The 20,465-nt window shown below is 68.5% G+C and carries 24 protein-coding genes; 9 read left to right on the top strand and 15 right to left on the bottom strand.

Annotated features, from left to right (window positions below; genetic code table 11):
• Positions 1-5: 5 nt before the first annotated feature.
• The 4 genes from FV217_RS04250 to FV217_RS04265 form a co-directional block, all read right to left on the bottom strand.
• Positions 6-1,328 (bottom strand): S41 family peptidase, encoded by a 1,323-nt coding sequence (locus FV217_RS04250; protein WP_147814618.1) that lies wholly within the window; start codon positions 1,326-1,328, stop codon positions 6-8.
• The gene (locus tag FV217_RS04255) at positions 1,328-2,644 is read right to left on the bottom strand and encodes a peptidoglycan DD-metalloendopeptidase family protein (RefSeq protein WP_238232229.1); all 1,317 of its coding nucleotides are present in this window, start codon (positions 2,642-2,644) and stop codon (positions 1,328-1,330) included. The genes FV217_RS04250 and FV217_RS04255 overlap by 1 nt, the downstream gene beginning before the upstream one ends.
• 144 nt (positions 2,645-2,788) lie before the next feature.
• On the bottom strand, positions 2,789-3,280 hold the full coding sequence (rlmH, locus tag FV217_RS04260; protein ID WP_147814619.1) for a 23S rRNA (pseudouridine(1915)-N(3))-methyltransferase RlmH: 492 nt from the start codon (positions 3,278-3,280) through the stop codon (positions 2,789-2,791).
• A 114-nt stretch (positions 3,281-3,394) separates the two neighbouring features.
• Positions 3,395-4,021: a 2-hydroxychromene-2-carboxylate isomerase gene (locus FV217_RS04265; RefSeq protein ID WP_147814621.1), complete on the bottom strand. Its 627-nt coding sequence runs from the start codon at positions 4,019-4,021 to the stop codon at positions 3,395-3,397.
• A gap of 202 nt (positions 4,022-4,223) precedes the next feature.
• Between FV217_RS04265 and FV217_RS04270 the strand changes: the two genes are divergently transcribed.
• Entirely contained in the window at positions 4,224-5,471 is a 1,248-nt protein-coding gene (locus FV217_RS04270; protein ID WP_147814623.1) for an argininosuccinate synthase, read from the top strand.
• A gap of 118 nt (positions 5,472-5,589) precedes the next feature.
• Positions 5,590-5,883, top strand: coding sequence for a GIY-YIG nuclease family protein (locus FV217_RS04275; protein ID WP_147814625.1), 294 nt, complete (start codon positions 5,590-5,592; stop codon positions 5,881-5,883).
• A 98-nt stretch (positions 5,884-5,981) separates the two neighbouring features.
• Here FV217_RS04275 and FV217_RS04280 read toward each other — a convergent pair whose 3' ends face one another.
• Together FV217_RS04280 and mtgA are read right to left on the bottom strand one after the other, a co-directional pair.
• Entirely contained in the window at positions 5,982-6,554 is a 573-nt protein-coding gene (locus FV217_RS04280; RefSeq protein ID WP_147814627.1) for a hypothetical protein, read from the bottom strand.
• A 59-nt stretch (positions 6,555-6,613) separates the two neighbouring features.
• A complete protein-coding gene (gene mtgA, locus FV217_RS04285) occupies positions 6,614-7,288 on the bottom strand; it encodes a monofunctional biosynthetic peptidoglycan transglycosylase (RefSeq protein ID WP_147814699.1) in 675 nt (224 codons plus the stop codon).
• A gap of 116 nt (positions 7,289-7,404) precedes the next feature.
• On the opposite strand from mtgA, the gene FV217_RS04290 reads away from it, so the two are divergent.
• The 3 genes from FV217_RS04290 to leuB all read left to right on the top strand — a co-directional run bounded on the left by FV217_RS04290 (position 7,405) and on the right by leuB (position 11,310).
• Entirely contained in the window at positions 7,405-8,367 is a 963-nt protein-coding gene (locus FV217_RS04290) for a polyprenyl synthetase family protein (RefSeq protein ID WP_147814629.1), read from the top strand.
• 215 nt (positions 8,368-8,582) lie between these two features.
• Positions 8,583-10,001: a diguanylate cyclase gene (locus tag FV217_RS04295; protein ID WP_238232227.1), complete on the top strand. Its 1,419-nt coding sequence runs from the start codon at positions 8,583-8,585 to the stop codon at positions 9,999-10,001.
• Positions 10,002-10,206: 205 nt separating this feature from the next.
• Positions 10,207-11,310, top strand: coding sequence for a 3-isopropylmalate dehydrogenase (gene leuB / locus FV217_RS04300; protein WP_147814633.1), 1,104 nt, complete (start codon positions 10,207-10,209; stop codon positions 11,308-11,310).
• Positions 11,311-11,405: 95 nt separating this feature from the next.
• On the opposite strand, the gene FV217_RS04305 is transcribed toward leuB, so the two are convergent.
• Together FV217_RS04305 and FV217_RS04310 are read right to left on the bottom strand one after the other, a co-directional pair.
• Positions 11,406-11,819 (bottom strand): hypothetical protein, encoded by a 414-nt coding sequence (locus tag FV217_RS04305; RefSeq protein WP_147814635.1) that lies wholly within the window; start codon positions 11,817-11,819, stop codon positions 11,406-11,408.
• Between the two features lie 97 nt (positions 11,820-11,916).
• Positions 11,917-12,831: a hypothetical protein gene (locus tag FV217_RS04310; RefSeq protein WP_147814637.1), complete on the bottom strand. Its 915-nt coding sequence runs from the start codon at positions 12,829-12,831 to the stop codon at positions 11,917-11,919.
• A gap of 377 nt (positions 12,832-13,208) precedes the next feature.
• Between FV217_RS04310 and FV217_RS04315 the strand changes: the two genes are divergently transcribed.
• On the top strand, positions 13,209-14,087 hold the full coding sequence (locus FV217_RS04315; protein ID WP_147814639.1) for an aldose 1-epimerase family protein: 879 nt from the start codon (positions 13,209-13,211) through the stop codon (positions 14,085-14,087).
• Between the two features lie 89 nt (positions 14,088-14,176).
• Here the strand turns inward: FV217_RS04315 and FV217_RS04320 are convergent, their stop codons facing one another.
• The 3 genes from FV217_RS04320 to FV217_RS04330 all read right to left on the bottom strand — a co-directional run bounded on the left by FV217_RS04320 (position 14,177) and on the right by FV217_RS04330 (position 15,296).
• Positions 14,177-14,701, bottom strand: coding sequence for a hypothetical protein (locus FV217_RS04320; protein ID WP_147814642.1), 525 nt, complete (start codon positions 14,699-14,701; stop codon positions 14,177-14,179).
• A 5-nt stretch (positions 14,702-14,706) separates the two neighbouring features.
• Positions 14,707-14,916: a TOBE domain-containing protein gene (locus FV217_RS04325; RefSeq protein WP_147814644.1), complete on the bottom strand. Its 210-nt coding sequence runs from the start codon at positions 14,914-14,916 to the stop codon at positions 14,707-14,709.
• A 155-nt stretch (positions 14,917-15,071) separates the two neighbouring features.
• Positions 15,072-15,296 carry a hypothetical protein gene (locus FV217_RS04330; RefSeq protein WP_147814646.1) on the bottom strand — a complete coding sequence of 75 codons (225 nt, stop codon included), beginning with the start codon at positions 15,294-15,296 and terminating at the stop codon, positions 15,072-15,074.
• 134 nt (positions 15,297-15,430) lie between these two features.
• Between FV217_RS04330 and FV217_RS04335 the strand changes: the two genes are divergently transcribed.
• Positions 15,431-16,498 carry a putative sulfate exporter family transporter gene (locus FV217_RS04335; protein ID WP_238232222.1) on the top strand — a complete coding sequence of 356 codons (1,068 nt, stop codon included), beginning with the start codon at positions 15,431-15,433 and terminating at the stop codon, positions 16,496-16,498.
• On the opposite strand, the gene FV217_RS04340 is transcribed toward FV217_RS04335, so the two are convergent.
• Complete coding sequence (locus tag FV217_RS04340) at positions 16,495-16,842, bottom strand: DUF2293 domain-containing protein (protein ID WP_147814650.1); 348 nt, start codon at positions 16,840-16,842, stop codon at positions 16,495-16,497. The two genes, FV217_RS04335 and FV217_RS04340, sit on opposite strands and share 4 nt — an antisense overlap.
• Positions 16,843-16,983: 141 nt before the next feature.
• On the opposite strand from FV217_RS04340, the gene FV217_RS04345 reads away from it, so the two are divergent.
• Positions 16,984-17,262: a hypothetical protein gene (locus FV217_RS04345; protein ID WP_147814653.1), complete on the top strand. Its 279-nt coding sequence runs from the start codon at positions 16,984-16,986 to the stop codon at positions 17,260-17,262.
• A 13-nt stretch (positions 17,263-17,275) separates the two neighbouring features.
• Complete coding sequence (locus FV217_RS04350) at positions 17,276-18,247, top strand: ABC transporter ATP-binding protein (protein ID WP_147814655.1); 972 nt, start codon at positions 17,276-17,278, stop codon at positions 18,245-18,247.
• A gap of 8 nt (positions 18,248-18,255) precedes the next feature.
• Here the strand turns inward: FV217_RS04350 and FV217_RS04355 are convergent, their stop codons facing one another.
• The 3 genes from FV217_RS04355 to FV217_RS04365 form a co-directional block, all read right to left on the bottom strand.
• On the bottom strand, positions 18,256-18,714 hold the full coding sequence (locus tag FV217_RS04355) for an NUDIX hydrolase (RefSeq protein WP_147814657.1): 459 nt from the start codon (positions 18,712-18,714) through the stop codon (positions 18,256-18,258).
• A gap of 255 nt (positions 18,715-18,969) precedes the next feature.
• On the bottom strand, positions 18,970-19,437 hold the full coding sequence (locus FV217_RS04360; protein ID WP_147814701.1) for a MarR family transcriptional regulator: 468 nt from the start codon (positions 19,435-19,437) through the stop codon (positions 18,970-18,972).
• Positions 19,438-19,834: 397 nt separating this feature from the next.
• Complete coding sequence (locus tag FV217_RS04365; protein ID WP_147814659.1) at positions 19,835-20,221, bottom strand: hypothetical protein; 387 nt, start codon at positions 20,219-20,221, stop codon at positions 19,835-19,837.
• Positions 20,222-20,465 lie beyond the last annotated feature (244 nt).

Here is a 20,465-nt window from a genome sequence, read left to right on the forward strand (position 1 = left end):
TCGGCTTAGTTCGGGGTCGAGGGCTTCGTCACGTTGGCGGCGCCCTTCTGGATGCCGTGCAGGAAGTCGACGGCGGCGATGAGCTGCTTGTCCTTGGCCGGATCCGGCGGGATGTAGGCCGACGAACCGCCGCGCTCCTCGACGTCCTTCTGCTTGAGGTGGCCCTTCAGGCCGGCCTCGCCCTTGGTCTCGTCCTTGCCCTTCAGGTCGTCCGGCACCTCCTGCAGGATCTCCTGATCCGGCTCGATGCCCTTCGCCTGAATCGAGCGGCCCGACGGCGTGTAGTAGCGCGCCGTGGTCAGGCGGAGCGCGCCCTGGCCACCGAGCGGGATGATCGACTGCACCGAGCCCTTGCCGAAGGAGCGCGTGCCCATGATGGTCGCGCGCTTGTGATCCTGCAGGGCGCCGGCGACGATCTCGGAGGCCGAGGCCGCGCCGCCGTTGACCAGCACCACGATCGGCTTGCCCTTGGCGAGGTCGCCGACCTTGGCCGAGAAGCGCTGGGTCTCGTCCGGGTTGCGGCCGCGGGTCGAGACGATCTCGCCGCGGTCGAGGAAGGCGTCCGACACCATCACCGCCTGGTCGAGCAGGCCGCCCGGGTTGTTGCGCAGGTCGAGCACGTAGCCCTTGAGCTTGTCGTTGCCGATATCGGTCTGGAGCTTGTCGATCGCAGTCTTGAGGCCGTCGAAGGTCTGCTCGTTGAACTGGGTCAGGCGGACGTAGCCGACATCGTTCGACTCGACCTTCGAGCGCACGGGCCGGATCTTGATGATGTCGCGGTTCAGCGTGACGTCGAGCGGCTCCTTGGCCTCCTTGCGGGAGATCTTGAGCTTCACCGGCGAGTTCACGGGGCCGCGCATCTTGTCGACGGCCTGGTTCAGGGTGAGGCCCTGGACCTGATCCTCGTCGATCTGCGTGATGATGTCGTTGGCGAGCAGGCCGGCCTTCGAGGCGGGCGTGTCGTCGATCGGCGAGACCACCTTGATCAGGCCGTCCTCCATCGTGACCTCGATGCCGAGACCGCCGAACTCACCGCGCGTGGTGGTCTGCATGTCGCGGAACGCCTTCGCGTCCATGTAGCTCGAATGCGGATCGAGGGAGGTCAGCATGCCGTTGACCGCCGTCTCGATCAGCTTCGATTCCTCGGGCTTCTCGACGTAGTCGGTCCGCACCTTCTCGAAGACGTCGCCGAACAGGCTGAGCTGCCGGTAGGTCTCGGCCGAAGCCGCCACCGCGCTCGTTCCGGAGAGCAGATGGGTCTGCGTCGACACCGCGGACACGCCGGCGCCGAGAAACGCGCCGACCAGGACGAGGGACACCTTGCGCATTATCCGCGAACCTTCTCGCTGGGGCTTCTGGCCCACCAAGGCTCCGGATCGATGGAGCCGCCGTCTTTTCTGAACTCGACGTATAAGACTGGGTCGCCCCGATCATCGTCCTTCGATGACGCAGTTTGCGACGTATTTACGACCGGAGTGCCTGCGCCGCCCTCGCCCATGGAAGCGACCGGCTCTCCTGCGAGCACGAACTGACCCACCTCGACGTCGATCCGATCCATGCCTGCCAGCAAGAGATAGTAGCCGTCGCCCGCGTTGATGATCAAGAGTCGCCCGTAGGAGCGGAACGGGCCTGCATACGACACCCAGCCGTCCGCGGGCGAGGAGACGTTCGCTTTCGGCCGCGTCATATACGACACCCCACGCATGGTGCCGCCATTGCCGTCGGGCTGGTTGAAGCCGCGCATCAGGTTTCCGCTGACGGGCCTCGGCAGCTCGCCGCGCGTATCCGCGAATTTCACCTTTGGCGCGAGCCGGGCGGGATCGCGAAAACCCGCCGCCGCGAAGCGCTCCTGCGTCGCCTTGGCCTCCCGCTCCTCGGCGGCCTTGGCTTCCGCGGCGGCGCGCCGGGCGGAGGCGACCTCGCCTTCCATGCGGTCGACGAGTTCCTTGAGGGTCTTGGCCTGGCTGCCGAGTTCGGCGGTGCGCTGGCGCTCGGTAGCGAGGTTGCCCTCGATCTCGGCCATGCGCTTGCGGCGGGCGTCCACCAGCGCGTCGAGACGCTGCTTCTCCTTGGCCCAGCCCGCGATGTCGGTCTTCAAGCTTTCGCGATCGGCCGCGATCAATCCGCGCACACGCACCAATTCGGTGAGGTCTGCGGCGAGCGTCTCGGCCTCGCCGCGCAGTTCCGGCACCACCGCGCCGAGCATCATCGAGGTCCGGATCACGGCGAGCACGTCCTCCGGCCGCACCAGCACCGCCGGCGGCGGGCGCCGGCCCATGCGCTGGAGGGCGGCCAGGATCTCGGCGATGACGCCCCGGCGCGCGTCGAGCGATCGGCGGATCGCACCTTCGCTGTCGCCGAGCGTCTTGAGGCGCTCCTCGAGCCGGGTCAGCCGGTCCTCGGTCGCCTGGGCCTGTCGGGCGGCGTCGAGGAGCGCGAGGTTCAGCTTCGCCCGGTCGTTGCCGATCGCCGCGACCTCGGTTTCGAGGCTCGCGCGGTTCGCCGTGCTGGCGGTGAGCGCGTCCTGGATCTGCTTGAGGCTCTCGGCGCGCCGGTTCTTCTCCTCGGTCGCGCGTTGGATCGCCTCGGCGTCCTTCGGCTCTTCGGCATGCGACGGCACGGCCAACCCGAGGAAGGCGGCCATCCACAAGCCCGCGGTCCTGCGCGCCCGTCGCTGCATCGTCGTCGTCAGCCGTCTTCGGATTTCGGTGTCCCTCACAGAACTCCCGCTGCGCTGTCGTGGCCAGAGGGAAAACGACCTGCTCATCGGGAGTTCGGCCAGGTGCATTCAGGCTTCGCCGCGATGATACGGGTGGCCCGCCAGGATGGTCAGGGTCCGGTAGACCTGCTCCCAAACGAGCACACGCACCAGACCATGCGGCAGTGTCGCGGCTCCGAAGGCGAGAATAAGGTCGGCCCGTGCCCGCACGCTCGCGTCGAGACCATCCGCACCGCCGATCGCGATGACGAGGGCCGGCCGTGCGGCATCCCGCCACAGGCCGATCCGCTCGGCGATCTTCTCGCTGGCGAGGTCCGAGCGCCCGCGTTCGTCGTAGGCGAGCAGCGCAGCATTGGCCGGGAGCTGCGCGAGGATCGCCTGCGCCTCTTCGGCCTGACGGTCGGGGGCACGGCGGGCGCGGCTCTCGGCGACTTCGAAGAGGTCGCAGGCGGTGAAGCCGAGGCTACGGCCGAGGGCGATGGCACGCTCCTGGTAGCGGGCGGCGAGATCGCGTTCTGGACCGTTCTTCATGCGTCCGACGGCAACGATCAGGAGGCGCATGCGATGGGTCTGGTCCAAGACTCGTCGGGCGTTTTCGCTTCCAGCCCGACGATGCCAATTCCCGTTCGGTGTCGGCGCGTCAAGGATGGAATGCGGCCGGCCCCGGTGCCGATGTCACCGCATCGCGCCCGGCCGGTTGCCCGCCGCCCAGTCGAGCGCCTGCTCCAGCCGGTCGTTCCCCCAGAACAGCTCGCCATCCTCGGTCAGGAAGCTCGGCGCGCCGTAGATGCCGCGGGAGCGGGCCTCCTCGCCGGCCAGCTTGAGACGGCCCTTGCTCGCCTCGGAGGAGGCCGCCCTGAGGATTGCCGTGCCATCGAGGCCGAGCTTGTCGAGGATCGCGACGACCGCATGCGGCTCGGCGATGGAGCCGCCCTTGGCGAATTCGGTCTCGAACACCGCTTTCGTAAACGGCACCAGCCAGTCCTGGTCGGCCCCATGGATCGCGGCGCGGGTGGCGCTGAGCGAATTCTGCGGGAACGGGTTCGGGCGCGTGACCGGCGGCAGCCGGTAGCGCGCGGCCTCGCGGTCGAGGTCGCGCCACATGTTGCGGCCTTTGACGGGAAAGATGTTGAACGGCGAGTTGGTCCAGCCCTGAGCCGCAAAGATCGGTCCGAGCAGGAACGGGCGCCAGCGGATTTCGACCTCAGCGGCCTCGGCAAGGGCCTCGATCCGCATGGCGGCGAGATAGGAATAGGTGGAGGCGAACTCGTACCAGAATTCGAGGGTCGGCCGTCGCGCCATTCGTCGAATCTCCGGGGAGCTGAGTATCTACGTAGTGTCCTGCGCGAGCATGGCCGCGGCAAGGCCGATTTGCGTCGTGGACGGAGCAACGAACAGACCATCGAGCACGGCCAGCAACGCCGCACGGCAGGCATGGTTGCGCCGCTCGCGGCTCCGCTGTTAAGCCGCCTGCTTCCGGTTGCCCGATGCGATGACGACGCCCATGACCGACGCTTCCCCCGCCTCCTCTCCCGTGAAGAAGGTCGTGCTCGCCTATTCCGGCGGCCTCGACACCTCGATCATCCTGAAGTGGCTCCAGACCACCTATGGCTGCGAGGTCGTGACCTTCACCGCCGATCTCGGCCAGGGCGAGGAGCTGGAGCCGGCGCGCAAGAAGGCCGAACTCCTCGGCATCAAGCCGGAAAACATCTTCATCGAGGACCTGCGCGAGGAATTCGTGCGGGACTACGTGTTTCCGATGTTCCGCGCCAACGCGGTCTACGAGGGCGTCTACCTGCTCGGCACCTCGATCGCGCGGCCGCTCATCGCGAAGAAGCAGATCGAGATCGCCGAGCGCGTCGGGGCCGACGCCGTCTGTCACGGCGCCACCGGCAAGGGCAACGACCAGGTTCGGTTCGAGCTCGGCTACTACGCGCTCAAGCCCGACGTCACTGTCATCGCCCCCTGGCGCGAATGGGACCTGAAGAGCCGCGAACAGCTGATCGCCTTCGCCGAGCAGCACCAGATCCCGATCGCCAAGGACAAGCGCGGCGAGAGCCCGTTCTCGGTCGACGCCAACCTCCTGCACGCCTCCTCCGAGGGCAAGGTGCTGGAGGACCCGGCCGACGAGGTGCCGGAATACGTCTTTTCCCGCACGATCTCGCCGGAAGAGGCACCCGACACCCCCACCATCGTCACCATCGGTTTCGAGAAGGGCGACGCGGTCTCGATCGACGGCGAGGCGCTGTCGCCGGCAAGCCTGCTGGCCAAGCTCAACCAGCTCGGCCACGACAACGGCATCGGCCGGCTCGATCTGGTGGAGAACCGTTTCGTCGGCATGAAGAGCCGCGGCATGTACGAGACGCCGGGCGGCACCATTCTACTGCCGGCTCACCGCGCCATCGAGTCGATCACGCTGGACCGGGGTGCGGCGCACCTCAAGGACCAGATCATGCCGCAATACGCCGAGCTGATCTACAACGGCTTCTGGTTCTCGCCGGAGCGCGAGATGCTGCAGGCGCTGATCGACAAGAGCCAGGAGAAGGTCGCCGGCGAGGTCCGGCTCAAGCTCTACAAGGGCGGCGTCCACGTCATCGGCCGCACCAGCCCGCACTCGCTCTACGACCAGGACCTCGTCACCTTCGAAGAGGGCGCCGTCGCCTACGACCACCGCGACGCGGCGGGCTTCATCAAGCTGAACGCCCTGCGGCTGCGCACGCTGGCCCAGCGGAAGAAGCGCGACGGCGAGTGAGGGTTGCGGGGCTTGCGGTCGATTGACCGGACGCTTCGCGACTTTCTGTGCTGGGTCCCGGGTCGCATTCCGCTTCGCTTCATGCGCCCGGGAAAGGTGGTGAGTATACTTCGGAGCAATGCGCTCCGAATCGCACTGCTATATCCTGGCAAGCCAGCGTAACGGGACGCTTTATACAGGCTCCACGACCGACCTTGCGCGGCGTGTCTGGGAGCACAAGAACGGTATCGTGCCGGGCTTCACGCGCGAATATGGCGTGGCGTGGCTCGTCTGGTACGAAGGTTATTCTCACATCGCACTCGCCCGGCAGCGCGAGTACAGCATCAAGCGTTGGCGGCGGGCTTGGAAACTCGAACTGATCGAGACGTTCAATCCCGATTGGCGGGATCTCTACAATAACCTCAACGGCTGACGCAAAACCTCCGCCCCCTTTCCCGGACGCCTGCAGCGCAGCGGAAGGCGATCCGGGACCCAGCGTATCGACAGTCGCGAAGCGACACCAAATTTCTCCTATCCGACGGCCGTCCAACGCCCCTCGGACTCCTCGAAAAACCCCGGCCCCAGATCCGCATATCGCAGGAAGATCTGCAGGGCCGGCTGCATCTCGTGGTGCTGCGGAGGGATCTCGAGATCCGCCCCGTAGGGCTGCGCCACATCGATCCCCGGCACGTCGCGGGCCGTGTCCCACAGGACCGCGAGCCGCTGCGCCAGCACGATGTGCTCGGCCGTGATGTCGAAGGTGACGTGCTCGGGCGTCTCGCCGGTGGCCTCGTCGCGGAAGACGTCGCCGACATCGCTGGAATCGAGCTTGGCCAGAGTGTTGTGGTACTGGTAGCGGCCTGGCTTGAGCACGGCGTTCTGCAGGAACACGGCGAGCGCATCGCCCAATGCGCGATGCTCCTCGTCGGCGCCGTCGTCGTCGCCGGTGACGTTGAAGATGTCGCCGTCGCGGTCGGTGCTGCCGTAGGGCGCGTCGGGGTGGACGATCGGTGCGCCGGATCCGGCGCCGTTCCAGGCGACGACCATCCGGCGGATCAGGGCGATCCGCTCCAGGGTGAGCTCAAAGGGTGTGTCGTCGGCCATCCGGTTCCGCTCGGGTTTTTGGGTGTTCCGGAGCCACTACAGGATGACGGCGGCCGCCGCTATCGCGGGCCGAGGCAGCCGATGTAGTCGTCCATGGCGCCGTAGGCGGCCTGGATGCGGGAGGCCTTGGCACGGGTCTCGGGCGACGGCTTGCGCGGGTTGCGCGCGATCGGGTTCGGCAGGGTTGCGGCCAGCAGGATCGCCTCGGAGGGCTTCAGGTCGCGGGCGCTCTTGTTGAACCAGTGCCGGGCCGCGGCCTCGGCGCCGAAGACGCCCTCGCCCCATTCGGCGACGTTGAGATAGATCTCCATGGTCCGGCGTTTGCCCCAGAGCAGGTCGGCCAGCATGGCGATCGGGATCTCGATGGCCTTGCGGATGTAGGAGCGGCCGCGCCAGAGGAAGACGTTCTTGACCGTCTGCATGGTGATGGTGGAGGCGCCGCGGCTCGGGCCGCCCTCGTCGTCCACGACGTCGGTCAGCGCCGTCCAGTCGATGCCGTGGTGCATGCAGAACTTCTGGTCCTCGGCGGTGAAGACGGCGCGCACCAGTGCCGGCGCGATCCGGTCGAACGGCACAGCCTCCCGTGATACCGGCTGGCCCGTCAACCATCGCCCCAGCATCGGGGTTGAGACGGGCATCACCACGCGATAGACGAGCGTCAGCACAAGCGTGAGGGCGACGAGGGCGAGGGCGAGGCGCATGGCCAGCGAGGCGATGCGCCGGGCTCCCGCCATTCGCCGCGCAGGCTGGATCCGCCGCAGGCTGCGCTCCTGCGGATCCGGCCGGCGGGTCTCCTCGCGTTCCACCCTAAGCACGCCGCACGCGCCCACCCCCAAGTCAGGCCCTTTCGATGACCTCAACGCAGGGTTCCGACGCCCCGGTCAAGGCGAACGCGTCGGCCGAGCCGTTTTCCCACAGGCTCGCCACCGTGGCCGACGACGTCGAGCGCTTCCTGGTAGCGCTCCTCGACGAGACTTTGCGCGCCGGCGAGATCGCCCGGCCGCCGCGCCTGATGGAGGCGATGCGCCATGCCGTGCTCGGCGGCGGCAAGCGCCTGCGCCCGTTCCTGGCCATCGAGACCGCGCGCATGCTCGGCGGGTCCGAGGAGGGCGCGATGGCGGCCGGCGCCGGCGTCGAGCTGGTGCACTGCTACTCGCTGGTCCACGACGATCTGCCGGCCATGGACGACGACGACCTGCGCCGCGGCAAGCCCACCGTCCACAAGGCCTATGACGAGGCCACCGCGATCCTCGTCGGCGATGCCCTGCAGACGCTGGCCTTCGAGATCACCGCCGACGCGCAGTGGCAGCCCGATCCCGCGATCCGCGCCGACCTCGTGCTCGGCCTCGCCAAATCCTCGGGGCTCGGCGGCATGGTCGGCGGACAGCTCCTCGACCTCTCGGCCGAGGGCCGTTTCGGCAAGGTCGTCCTCGACATCGACGATACGCTGCGCATGCAGGCGATGAAGACCGGTGCGATCCTCGCCTTCTCGGTCGAGGCCGGCGCCATCGTTGGCCACGCCGACCGCGGGCAGCGCGCCGCGCTCCTGCGCTACGGCCAGGCGTTGGGCCAGGCCTTCCAGGTCGCCGACGACATCCTCGACCGCGAGGCGTCTCCGGAAGCGATGGGCAAGGCCACCGGCAAGGACAAGGACGCCGGCAAGGCGACCCTGGTCGATCGCCTGGGCCTCGACGGCGCCCGCGCCGAATGCGACCGCCTCGTCGGCATCTGCGAGGAGGCGGTGGCCCCCTGGGGCGAGCGCGCGGCCATCCTGCGCGAGGCGGCGCGGTTCACGGTGGCGCGCAAGGCATAGTCCGCCGCCGGCTCTCGCCGAACTGCCTCCGAATGCGGGACCGGTCTGGTTCCCAGTCGTTCGCCCGTGACCGGTGCGCCGAAGGCCAATTAAACCTTTACGCTTTGCACCTCACTGTCTGATATCCCTCGATCCGCGCGGGCGTTCGGTTCGGCGGGGTGGGGACGAGTGTCGTTCGTGTGATGTGCCTCGACAGCCCTGATCCGATCGCATTGTTGCTGGAGCGCGTTCGCCGCAGCTTCTGCGTCCGTGCGGCGATGATCCGCCTGACGGACGAAGAGGGCCGTCCGGCCGAATTCCATTCCGGCGCGCCGATCCCCTGGTCCGCCAATCCCGCCGCCTGCCGCCTCCAGGTGATGGCCGCTTCCGGCACGGTCGTCGTGCCGGACATCGATCTGGAGGCCGACTCGGTTCAAGCTGCATCCGGCCGGCCGCGCATCCGCTTCTATGCCGGCATCCCTCTGATGTCGGAGACGGGCCGGCCGTTCGGCGTGCTCAGTCTGGTCCATTCGCAGCCGCGCTGGCTCTCGGCGGTGCATGTTCGGGCCTTCGAGGATCTGGCGGCCGAACTCGCGCCGGTGGCCGCGCGCCGATGCGACGACATCACCATCGAGCGTCTCCGGGATCGCCTCGAGAAGCAGGCCCTCACCATCCGCGCGCAGGCCGAGGAGATGGCCCAGGGCCGCGGCACCTTCGAGCGGGCGGCGGCCGGGGCGCGCGTCGGCATCTGGGAATGCGCGTTGCACGACGACGGCCTGACTTGGACCGATCAGGTCTTCGACCTGTTCGAGATCCCGCGGGGTGCGCGCCTCGCGCGCCACACGACGCTGGATTGCTACACGCAGGCGTCGCGCGAGGTGCTCGAGCGGACCCGCAGCGCGGCCATCGCCGGCCGTCGCGGCTTCCGGCTCGATACCGAGATCGTCACGCTGAAGGGGCGCCGCCGCTGGATCCGGCTCACCGCCGCGACCGATTGCCGGGACGGGGTCCCCGTGCGCCTGTTCGGCATGAAGCAGGACATCACCGAGCAGACGCTGCTGCTCGAACGGACCCGCTATCTCGCCGAGTTCGACGTGATGACGGGGCTCGCCAACCGCGCCAGCTTCGAGGCTCGGCTGGCGGATCTCGGCGCGGATCGCCGCGACCGCGCACCCGTCGCCGCGCTGTTGCTGGTCGATCTCGATGGCTTCAAGCGGATCAACGACGGCTTCGGCCACGCCCTGGGCGATGCCTGCCTGCAGGAGGCCGCCCGCCGGCTCGGCACGGTCTGCACGGGGGCGGATCTCGTCGCGCGGATCGGCGGCGACGAGTTCGCCGTGCTGCTTGGCCGCGGTGCCGGGGACAGCGCGACGGAGGTGCTCGCCGACGCGATCGTCGCCGCCCTGAGCCAGCCCATGCAATGCGGTGCGCACGCCTTCCGCATCGGCGCCTCCGTCGGCATCGCCCCCGTCGTCGGGCCGTGCACGCCCTCCGACCTGTTCACGCAGGCCGACACCGCCCTCTACGCCGCCAAGGCCGCCGGGCGCGGCACCTTCCGGATATTCGATGCCGGCATGACGAACGGCGAGCGAGGAGGCATGCCGCAACCGCCCATGCCCGACGGCGAGCGCCGCGCGCTCCGGCAGGCGCACTGAGCCGAACCGGCGTCTCCGGACTTGCCAGCACCGGGACCGGCTCATTACAGCCCACTGACAATCGCCCGGCCGACCAAGCCCGGGCATCTCGATCGTGCCGCTGCCTTACGGGAGCGGTGGCATGATCGAGTTCCTCGTTCGCGCGTGATGTCGTCGGAAAACCGGATCGACTGTTCCGCATCATGCTTCAAAGGCCAGGGCGACCATGACGACCTACAAGCTCCTTCTCCTCCCCGGCGACGGCATCGGCCCCGAGGTGATGGCCGAGGTCGAAAAAGTGGTCGGCTGGCTGGGTCGAGCCGGCCTCGCGACGTTCGAGACCGAGACCGACCTCGTCGGCGGCTCGGCCATCGACGCGCACGGCACGCCGCTCTCCGACGCGACGCTCGCCAAGGCCGATGCGGCCGATGCCATCCTGCTCGGCGCCGTCGGCGGCCCGAAATGGGCCGGCGTCGCCTACGAGATCCGCCCCGAGGCCGGCCTGCTGCGCCTGCGCAAGGATCTCGGCCTGTTCGCAAATCTGCGCCCGGCGATCTGCTACCCGGCGCTGGCCGAGGCCTCCGCGCTCAAGCCCGAGCTCGTCGAGGGCCTCGACATCATGATCGTGCGCGAGCTCACCGGCGGCGTCTATTTCGGTGAGCCGAAGGAGATCACGACGCTGGAGGACGGCTCCAAGCGCGCCGTCGACACCCAGGTCTACACCACCGCCGAGATCGAGCGGATCGCCCACGTCGCCTTCGATCTCGCCCGCAAGCGCTCCGGCCGCGTCGCCTCGGCCGAGAAGAACAACGTCATGAAGACCGGCGTCCTCTGGAAGGAGGTGGTCACGCGGGTCCACCAGGAGCACCATTCCGACATCGCGTTGGAGCACGTGCTCGCCGACAACTGCGCCATGCAGCTCGTCCGGCGTCCGAAGCAGTTCGACGTGCTCGTCATGGACAACCTGTTCGGCGACGTGCTTTCGGACATCGCGGCGATGCTCACCGGCTCCCTCGGGATGCTGCCTTCGGCGTCGCTGGGAGCGGTCGATGCCAAGGGCACCCGCAAGGCGCTCTACGAGCCCGTCCACGGCTCGGCTCCCGATATCGCCGGCAAGGGCTTCGCCAACCCGATCGCGATGATCGGCTCGCTGGCCATGTGCCTGCGCTACTCCTTCGGCCTCGGCGACGCCGCCGACCAAGTCGAGGCCGCGATCACCCGCGTGCTCGCCTCCGGCGCCCGCACCCGCGACATCGCCAAGGAGGGTGCCGCGGTGATCAGCACGTCCGAGATGGGCGATGCGATCCTGCGCGAGCTCGGCTCCGCCTGAGCGCAGTGGGTGAGCTCGAATCGGTCGGGCACCACCCCAAACGAAAACGGACCCCGAAAAGGGGCCCGTCTCGAAATCCGAAAAGTCGCTTGGTTCTAGTAGGGCGACCGGCCCGTGCGCGAGACGTAGGACGTCGGGTCGATCGCGTCGATCGCCGAGAAGTCGACGTTGCGGATCGCGCCGCCGCGGGCGCCGATGAACGGGCCGTTGGTGATGGCGTCGGGCATGTTGCTGCCGCCGTACATGTCGTTGCGGCCGTAGACCGGCGAATTCAGGTTGCTGGCCTGGATCAGGTAGGGGTTGGTCGCCGGGTTCGCGACGGAACCGTTATAGGCCTCGGTGACGTTGCCGGCGTCGAGCCAGCTGCGCGGCTTGATGCGGATCGGCAGCGGACGGCTGACGCGGACGTAACCCGGAGCGCCGTAAGGGCCCTGCGCCTCTGCAGCCGAGCCGAACCCGATCGCGGTGACGGAGAGGGCGCCCAGGAGGGCGAGCTTGATAAAGCGCATGGCGGGACCCTGATTTGCGTGGGCAGAAGCTAAGGTGGGCACGTTAACAATTAGCCCGTTGTGGAGTAGACGCCTGAGCTGAGCCGTTGTTCCGCCCTTATAGCCGCGCTTGCGTATTTCGCCGCAGTTCCGCCTCATTTTTTCTGGGCCGGCGCGAATTCCTCTCCCCTGTTGCAGTTTTGCGACCGGCGATGGACCCGGTCTCGTCGCTGCCGCGGGTGTTTCCGGCGACGCCCCCCTCAGGACCGCATCCGGCGCTTCGGCGCAGCTCGGCCTCCCCGAACGCGACCTCGATCGTCGGGGTCGCGGCGATGGCGAGCCGCACCGCGCCGATGGCGCAGGCTACCGCGCGAGGCTCGGGAGCCTGCCCGAGCACGCCGCAGAGCCATCCGTCGATCCGCATCGCCTTGGCGCCGATGCCGGCAAACCCCGTGCAGAGGCGGGAGCCCTGCCCGCTCAGCGTCGCCTCCACCGTCTCGAACGGACCGAACTTGGTTTCGACCGTGCCGCGTACGCCGGTGCGGAGCACCGACAGCCCCTGCATCTCCGCCGCACGACGGGCGAGCGTCACGAACAGGCTCGTCGCCGGTTCGGGGCTCTGCCCCGTCTCGGTCATTGTCAGCCGCAGAAACGGCGCCTCGATCGCATCGAAGCTGCCCTGCGTCAGGGCATCTTCGCGCAGGCCCGTGGCCGCGTTCCAGCGCGGAGGCTCGGCGCGGGCCGGCGGATCGGCGGAATCCATGGCCAGCAGCGGCCCGGCCGTACTCGCCGGGATCGCTGCGCGAACGGCAGGCGCCTGCACGAGGCGTTGCGGTTCTGTCCAGGCGCGCGGCGATGGCGCCGACCCGGTTCTGTCGCGGGCGAAAAGGCTGAGGCCGGCGATCACCGCCGCGGCAAGGGCAAGGCGGGCGGCGAGACGGGCGCGGCCGAACGGCCTCGGCGCACCGAGCGGCAGGACGCCGTCGTCCGGTTGGTCGAAATCCAGATCGTCGAAGGTCGGTTCGCGCCGCATCCTAACCGCCTCGTGCCGGGTCCGCTGCAGCCCGCGAGGCCGCGCCGTTCCCGTTGCTGTGGCGTGCGGACTCGCAGGATCGGGTTTCCGTCGATGCGGTCCGGACCGGGTTATCCCCCGCGGCCTGGACTCACGGTGAATCGAACCTTCACTGCGACCGGTCCGGCGCGCTTCTGCCGAGCGGTGACGGCGTCCGCTCTATCCCCTTGGTCGCGTGTGATATTTTGCTCCTGCCGGAGTCCCTTTTTCTACGGCATGCGCTAGGTTCATGATCGGTTCGAGCCGGATTCGGGGCTCCGGTCCGCCGCGGAACCGGGCGCCCCCTGCCCCGCTCACCGGAAGAGTCCCGAAGCGGACGGCCCAGGGAGACGCGTATCATGAGCGAGACGATCGAGATCCGGGCCGCCGACGGGACCAGCGCCCGCATCGCGCTGCAGGGTGCCGAGCCGGTGTCGTGGCAGGTCGCCGGCCGGGAATACCTCTGGAACGGCGACCCCGAGCACTGGAACCGGCACGCGCCCTGGCTCTTCCCGGTGGTCGGCGCCTCGGCCGGCGGCGTGGTTCGGGTCGACGGCCAGACCTATCCGATGGGCCAGCACGGCTTCGCCCGCGACCTGCCCTTCAGCGTGGTGACGCAGTCCGAGGATGCGGTGACGTTGCGGCTCGAGGACGGCGACGCCACCCGGACGCATTACCCCTTCGCCTTCCGCCTCGACATCGACGTGCGGGTCGATACGTGCCGCCTGCTCTTCGTCTGCAAGGTCGAGAACACCGGCGAGACCCCCCTGCCCTATGGGCTCGGCTTCCACCCCGCCTTTCCCTGGCCCTTCGCGGACGGCGAGCGCCGGGCCGGCGGCGGCTACCACGTCGTCTTCGACGCGACGGAATCGCCGGACGTGCCGGAGATCGCCGAGGGCGGCCTGATCGCCGCCGAAACGCGCGCCGTGCCGCTCATCGACACGACGCTGCCGCTCGATCCCGAGATGTTCAAGGAAGCGCTGGTCTTCCTCGATGCCAAGAGCCGCTCGATGCGTTTCGTCGGCCCCGGCGACAAGGCGATCGCTATGGCGGTCGAGGACTTTCCGCATTTCGCGATCTGGACGAAGCCGACCGCGCCGTTCCTGTCGCTGGAATGCTGGACTGGTCATGCCGACCGGGCCGGTTTCGAGGGCGAGCTGGCGGAGCGGGATTCGCAACGCATTCTGGCGCCGGGCGCGCAGGCGTTGCACGGGGTCGGGTTGAGCCTGCAGGGGTGACCAGGTGGGCTTCGGACCAGCCCTGAGATCCAAGCCGCGCCACCCTCTCCCCGCATGCGGGGAGAGGGCATTCGCGCCACCGAAGTGGATCAGTCGACCGGCGTCACCGCGATACGCAGCGTCTGGGCGGCGGCGTTGCTGACAATGACCACCAACGGCTTCGTCCCGACCGCAAATCGCACGCTCTTGCGCAGGCTCACGCATCCCCTGCGGCCGCTATGAGCGCCGGGCTTGAGGGGCGCGCCGCCCTCCTCCGCCACGTCGATCCAGCCCTCGCCCGAGAGCGTCACCTGGACCTGACCCGGCGCAGGGGGCGCGGCGACGAGAACATATCCTGAAAAGCTGCCGGGCTTCGGCGCACGGCTCGGTACCTGGGGCAGGTCGGCCTCGGCCGAGGGCTTCAGGGTGAGAGTAGCCGCGGGCCGCTCCACGGGGAGGTTCGCGCCGGAGACCAGCACCGGCAGGTCGGGCGCTGAAAACCAAGCTTGCTCGCGCGCCAGCGGCCAATCGAAGCTCGCGCAGACATCCGCCTCGGGCTTGGCCGCGTCCTGCGCCTGGGCGGTGCTGCCGGCGAGCGCCAGAACGGCGAGAAGAACCGAGGCGGAGATGCGCATGGTGCTCAGTCCACCGCGATCATGACGTCGGAGCTCTTGATCACCGCGTAGGCCTCGCCGCCGACGGCGAGACCCAGGCTGTCCACGGCCTCGTTGGTGATCGCCGAGGTGACGACCTGGCCGGAGGCGACCTCGATCTTCACGTGGGCGGTGGTGGCGCCCTTCTCGACGGAGACGATCTTGCCCTTGAGTACGTTGCGCGCACTGATCTTCATGACGGGTCCTCGGCGACTCGGCCCTGAAACTGGGCCGTTGCGACGCTCTTCTGGGCCGTCGCGAGGACCTGATCAACCCGCCATGGGCATCGTTGCCAGAGTACCGTCAGCGGGCAGGACAACCAGTCAAGACGACACGTTCCTGCGTCGCGGAGCTACCAAGCGCCGCCGATCATCGCCACGACGAAGGCATGGGCAGCCGGCCAATCGGTCGTGTAGACCCTCCCGGCCACGAAGAGCAGCGCCAGGGTCCAGAACACGGCCAAGGCAGCCCGGTTGGCGCGTCGATCGAGGACGGACGTGATGGCGGGACGGTCCGTCGCGAGCGGCTCGCCGAACGGGTCGTAGCCCTGGTGCCCGGTCTTTGCATCATCGCTCATCCTAGCAGATATCGCCCGTGTCCTTGAGCCGGGCAATGGATGGATCTTTCGAAGGCCCGCCGCTCAAAAGACCTTCGTTCTCTCCGATTGGCCGTAGTTGGAAGTTTCTTCTCGATGGCGTGCGAAGGATCGGTGTGAACTCTCGACATCCCCGGAACCCGGCCCTCCGGCCCGCTCGAGGCGCGCGCGCCCTGTGGCCCGGGCTCGCCCTGTGCCTTGCCATCACCGCCCTGGCCGCGGGCGTGCAGGCCGTCGAGGAGGAAGCCTTCGGCCATCCCTATGTCGAGGCGCTGGTGGTCGCGATCCTCGGGGGCATGGCCCTGCGTACGGCATGGCAGCCGAGCGAGCGGTTCGCTGCCGGCATCGCCTTCGGCGCCAAGCAGCTGCTGGAAGTCGCCGTGACCCTGCTCGGCGCGTCCGTCAGCCTCGGTGCGCTCGTCGCCTCCGGTCCTGCCCTGCTCACGGGCATCGTCGGCACCGTGCTGCTCTCGATCCTGGCGAGCCTCCTGCTCGGACGCCTGCTCGGCCTGCCCGCACGCATGTCGATCCTGATCGCCTGCGGCAACGCGATCTGCGGCAATTCTGCGATCGCGGCCGTCGCCCCGGTGATCGGCGCCGACGGCCGCGACGTCGCCGCCTCGATCGCCTTCACCGCCGTGGTCGGCGTGCTCGTCGTGCTGGGCCTGCCGCTGTTCGTGCCCCTGGCCGGCCTGTCGGAGCACCAATACGGCGTGCTGGCGGGGCTCTGCGTCTACGCGGTGCCGCAAGTGCTCGCCGCGACCGTGCCGATCGGCCTCGCCGCGACGCAGATCGGCACGCTGGTGAAGCTCGTACGGGTGCTGATGCTCGGGCCCGTGGTGGTGGCGCTCTCGTTCGTCGCGCCGCGGCTGTCGCCGGAGGGTGGGGCGACGGATCAGCGCTCGGCGCGTCCCGGCCTCGGCAAGCTCGTCCCCTGGTTCATCCTCGGCTTCCTGGCGCTCGCGAGCCTGCGCTCCCTCGGGCTCGTCCCCGATGCAGCCCTTCCGCCGCTGGCGCGGATCGCGACAATGCTCACCATCGTCTCGATGGCGGCGCTCGGTCTCGGCGTCGACGTGCGCGGGCTGGCCCAGGTCGGCGGCCGGGTGACGCTCGTCGTGACGGGATCCCTCGCGGTCCTGATCGCGGTAAGCCTTGTGCTGATCCGCGTGCTGCACCTGAGCTAGCCCTCGTCGCTCTCCTCCACGTCCTCGGACACCTGCCGGCGGCAGCCCCATTCCCCCAACGTGGCGTTGAGATCGTCGAGGACGAAATGCCGGGCGCTGTCCCGGTCGTAGCCCTCGGCGAGAAGGTCGTCGTAATCCGTGAAGACGTGACGGGCATAGGCGACGAGGGCGAGCCATGCGGCCGTCTCGGGCGCGGCCCCGCGCAGGCCCGAACTCGACAGGGCGCGATCCAGGGTGGCGTCGGCCTCGAAAGCCGGCAGGCGCGGCGCAATCCGCTCCAGGGCGTCGGCGACGGCCTCGCGCCGGTTGCCTGGCACGCTGGCCGTGTTCTGCGCGCGACTCATCGCAGCATTCGTCCTCTTCGGCGCCGTCGATACGGCCCGCCCAGCTTGCGACCGAAGGGCGCCAATGTCACTCTCGACGCGACCTGACGCCGATGCCGCCGACCCTGCGGCTGCCGCGCGTCGCCTCTCGGAAACGATGTCATGCGCCGCCGCCTCGGAGCATCCCCGCTGATCCTCGCCGCCGCCGTCTTCGCGCTGCCGGCACTGGCGCAGACGACGAGCCCCGTCGTGCCGCCGTCGCCGAGCCCCGGCCGCAACGTCGCGGCCACCGGCAGGGTCATGCCGCCGGCCAACCCCGGCGCGATAAAGCCCTCCGTCGCCGACGAGATGGCGAAGGCGCAGAAGGCGGCCGACACACGCAACAAGGCCTGGGATTCGAAGATGCGCAAGACCATGGGTTCGATCTGCTCGGGTTGCTGATCGTGCCTCGCGCGTGATCCGCTTCGAGGGCGTCTCGAAGCGCTTTGCCGACGCTGCGCGCCCCGCCGTCGATCATCTCGACCTGACCGTCCCCGAGGGCACCACCTGCGTGCTGCTCGGCCCCTCGGGCTGCGGCAAGTCGACGACGCTGCGCATGGTCAACCGGCTGATCGAGCCCGATACCGGACGGGTGCTCGTCGACGGCCGCGACGTAGCGGGCGTCGATCCGGTGAAGCTGCGCCGCGGCATCGGCTACGTGCTGCAGGGGATCGGCCTGTTTCCGCACCGGAGCGTGGCGCAGAACGTGGCGACGGTGCCCGGACTGCTCGGCTGGCCGCGCCAGCGGATCGCCGAGCGGGTCGACGCCATGCTCGACCTCGTCGGCCTCGATCCGGCTCAGTACCGCGACAGGCGGCCGGATGCGCTGTCCGGCGGACAGCGCCAGCGCGTCGGCGTCGCCCGTGCGCTGGCGGCCGATCCGCCGGTGCTGCTGATGGACGAGCCGTTCGGGGCCGTCGATCCGGTGGCGCGCGGCCGGCTTCAGAGCGAGATCGGCGCGATCCTGGCGCGCCTCGGCAAGACGGTGATGATCGTGACGCACGATCTCTCCGAAGGCCTGCTGATGGGCGACCGCATCGTCCTGATGCGCGACGGCGCCATCGTCCAGGCCGACACGCCGGAGCGCTTCCTGGCCAAGCCCGCCGACGCCTTCGTGGCGGACTTCATCGGTAACGATCGCATCCTGCGCCGTCTCGCCCTCGTCGCCGTGAGCGCAGTCGCGTTGCCGGGGACGATCGACGGCGCGGCCCGGGTAAGTCCCGATCTCTCGTTGAGGGATGCCCTCGGGCTGATGCTGGCCTCGGGGGCGACGCGGCTCGCGCTCGACGGCGACGGCTCGCTGCGGTTCGTCACCCTCGACGCGATCCGGGCGGCGGCGCGGGAAGGCGCAGACGCCCCTGGCGCTCCGGTATCCGACGAACCCTGAGCAGTCGCTCAGCCGGCGATGCTGGGATCCTTCTTGCACGCGGCGCGGATGATGCCGGATAAGCCGGCTTCGGCAACGAGTTCGGCCGCTTCCGAGGGCGAGAACCAGTGGCCCTCGCGCTGGTGCTTCTCCGGCCAGGCCTTGAGCTGCTTGCGGACTTCCAGCGGAAAGACCTTGACCTGACAGAGCACCGAATCGCGGCTCTTGAGGCGCTTGTCGTAGAGGTAGAAGCCGAGCGGCCGCTTACCGATATGGCCGACGAGCCCGGCCTCCTCGTAGGCTTCGCGGGCGGCGGCCTCGTAGGGCTTGCGGCCCTTCATCGGCCAACCCTTGGGAATGACCCAGCGCCGGCTCTCGCGCGACGTGATCAGGAAGATCAGGAAGCTGCCCTCCGGCGTGCGCCGGAACGGCAGCGCACCCACCTGGCGCCTCGGTTCGAGGACCGTCTCCATCGGGCTCGACGTCATGCGGAAACGCCGCCGGACCGGGGTAGCGGTTCGGTATCCGTCAGGGCGGGTGGGGTCATCGCGAGCGTCACGGCGGGTTCACTATCCGATGCCGGAGCACGCGCTCAAGGCGAAAGTTATCTGGCAAAGCATTTGCGACCCCGACGGACCCGACGGATCGGCCATGATGGCCACCAACGCGACGCGCCGGTGACGGTTCGCCCTTCGGTCTGCATATTCGCGACGGATCGATCGCGACCGCGCAACACGCGCCGTTCAGGGAGCGGTGCTGAGATTCTCGATCAGCGCGTTGAGGTCGGCGCGCATCGCCTGGATCTCCGGCTCCGACATGTGGAGCTGGCACATCACCGATTGGCGGACCGACACGGCTTCGGCACGGAGGTCGCGGCCGTTCGGCGTCAGGGCGATCTCGACCTCGCGCTCGTCGGTGCGGCGGCGGTTGCGGCCGACGAGGCCCGCCGTCTCCAGGCGCTTCAGAACCGGCGTCAGGGTGCCCGAATCGAGCCGCAGCCTCCGCCCGATCTCGGATACGGTGACGCCATCCGTCTCCCACAGGACGAGCAGGACGAGATATTGCGGATAGGTCAGACCCATCCGCTCCAGCATCGGGCGATAGGACTTCGTCATGCGGTGCGCGGCCGCATAGAGGGCGTAGCAGAGCTGGTTGTCGAGCAAGAGGGGGTCTCGAAGGGCCCCGGCCTGCTCGGTCGGCGCGTTCACCATACTCACCATGCCGTTGGACCCCCTACCGTCGGTCGACCGTGCAACCGAGGCGAGCGCCGAGCTTTCACGAACCGTGCCGCATCGCAGCCGTAGTACGATAGCGGAAGTGAGACCGGGAGATCCATGCACAAATCTCTCGGGAAAATTTTCATATTCACGAAGGGGTGATCTGTCGATGCGTCGCACTGTCCCGCTACTCCGGGAGAGCTGCGTCTCCGATCATTCGATGTGGCGGAAGCCATGCAGATCGGTAGCGCCGCCCGAAAGGATCGCCGTGGCGCATCGCTGCGATCCCGCCACCGTCCGACGACGTCATCGAATGTTCGATCCTGAGTCGTACCCGTCCCTGTCGTCGGACGAAGATCATCGTCCGGGCATTCTTATCCGCTTGCCGGCTTCAAGTGGCGACGATCTTGGCCGTGAGCTGCGGCTGGGGTGCCATGATCTTGTGGAGTTGAACCTTGGACGCTTCGCCGCCCGCCGGTGATCCTGCCGGCTGCCGCAGACTCGGCTTCGTTTCGTGGCCGTGGCATTCCTCGAGGACCGGCACGAGAGTTTCGGCGATCGCCGTTGCGACCCCGGTGGAGGCGGTACCCTCCGATTGCTGGCTGTGGATGCGCTGAAGCGTCTCTTCGATCTGCCTCTCGATCCGCTCGAACAGGGTCTGCGCCACCTCCGGATCGAGCGTGACGAGCACCGAAGCGATCGCACCGTAGGCTTCCTTCAGCATGAAGAAGCTCAAGCGCTCGACGGCACGCTCGTCGCTCTCAGTCAGATCAAGCACGCGTTTCACCTCACGACTGGATGAGGCAGTTTCATGCCATCTGCGATTGCGACGTCAAGCCCGGGATCGCAACAACGTCGAAATCAGAGGCCGTGCGACTTCGATGTCGTGTGGCTGCAAGTCCTCGATCGAAACTGTTTTCTTTCGATCCGCCAACTTTGATTGGTTGGGCAGCGCTTTTGTCCGCGCGTTCCTGGAGCTGTATTGCGATCAACGAATATTTTAACGAGAAGCTTGCGGATTA

It is taken from the genome of Methylobacterium sp. WL9, from assembly GCF_008040035.1.
Lineage (GTDB): Bacteria > Pseudomonadota > Alphaproteobacteria > Rhizobiales > Beijerinckiaceae > Methylobacterium > Methylobacterium thuringiense.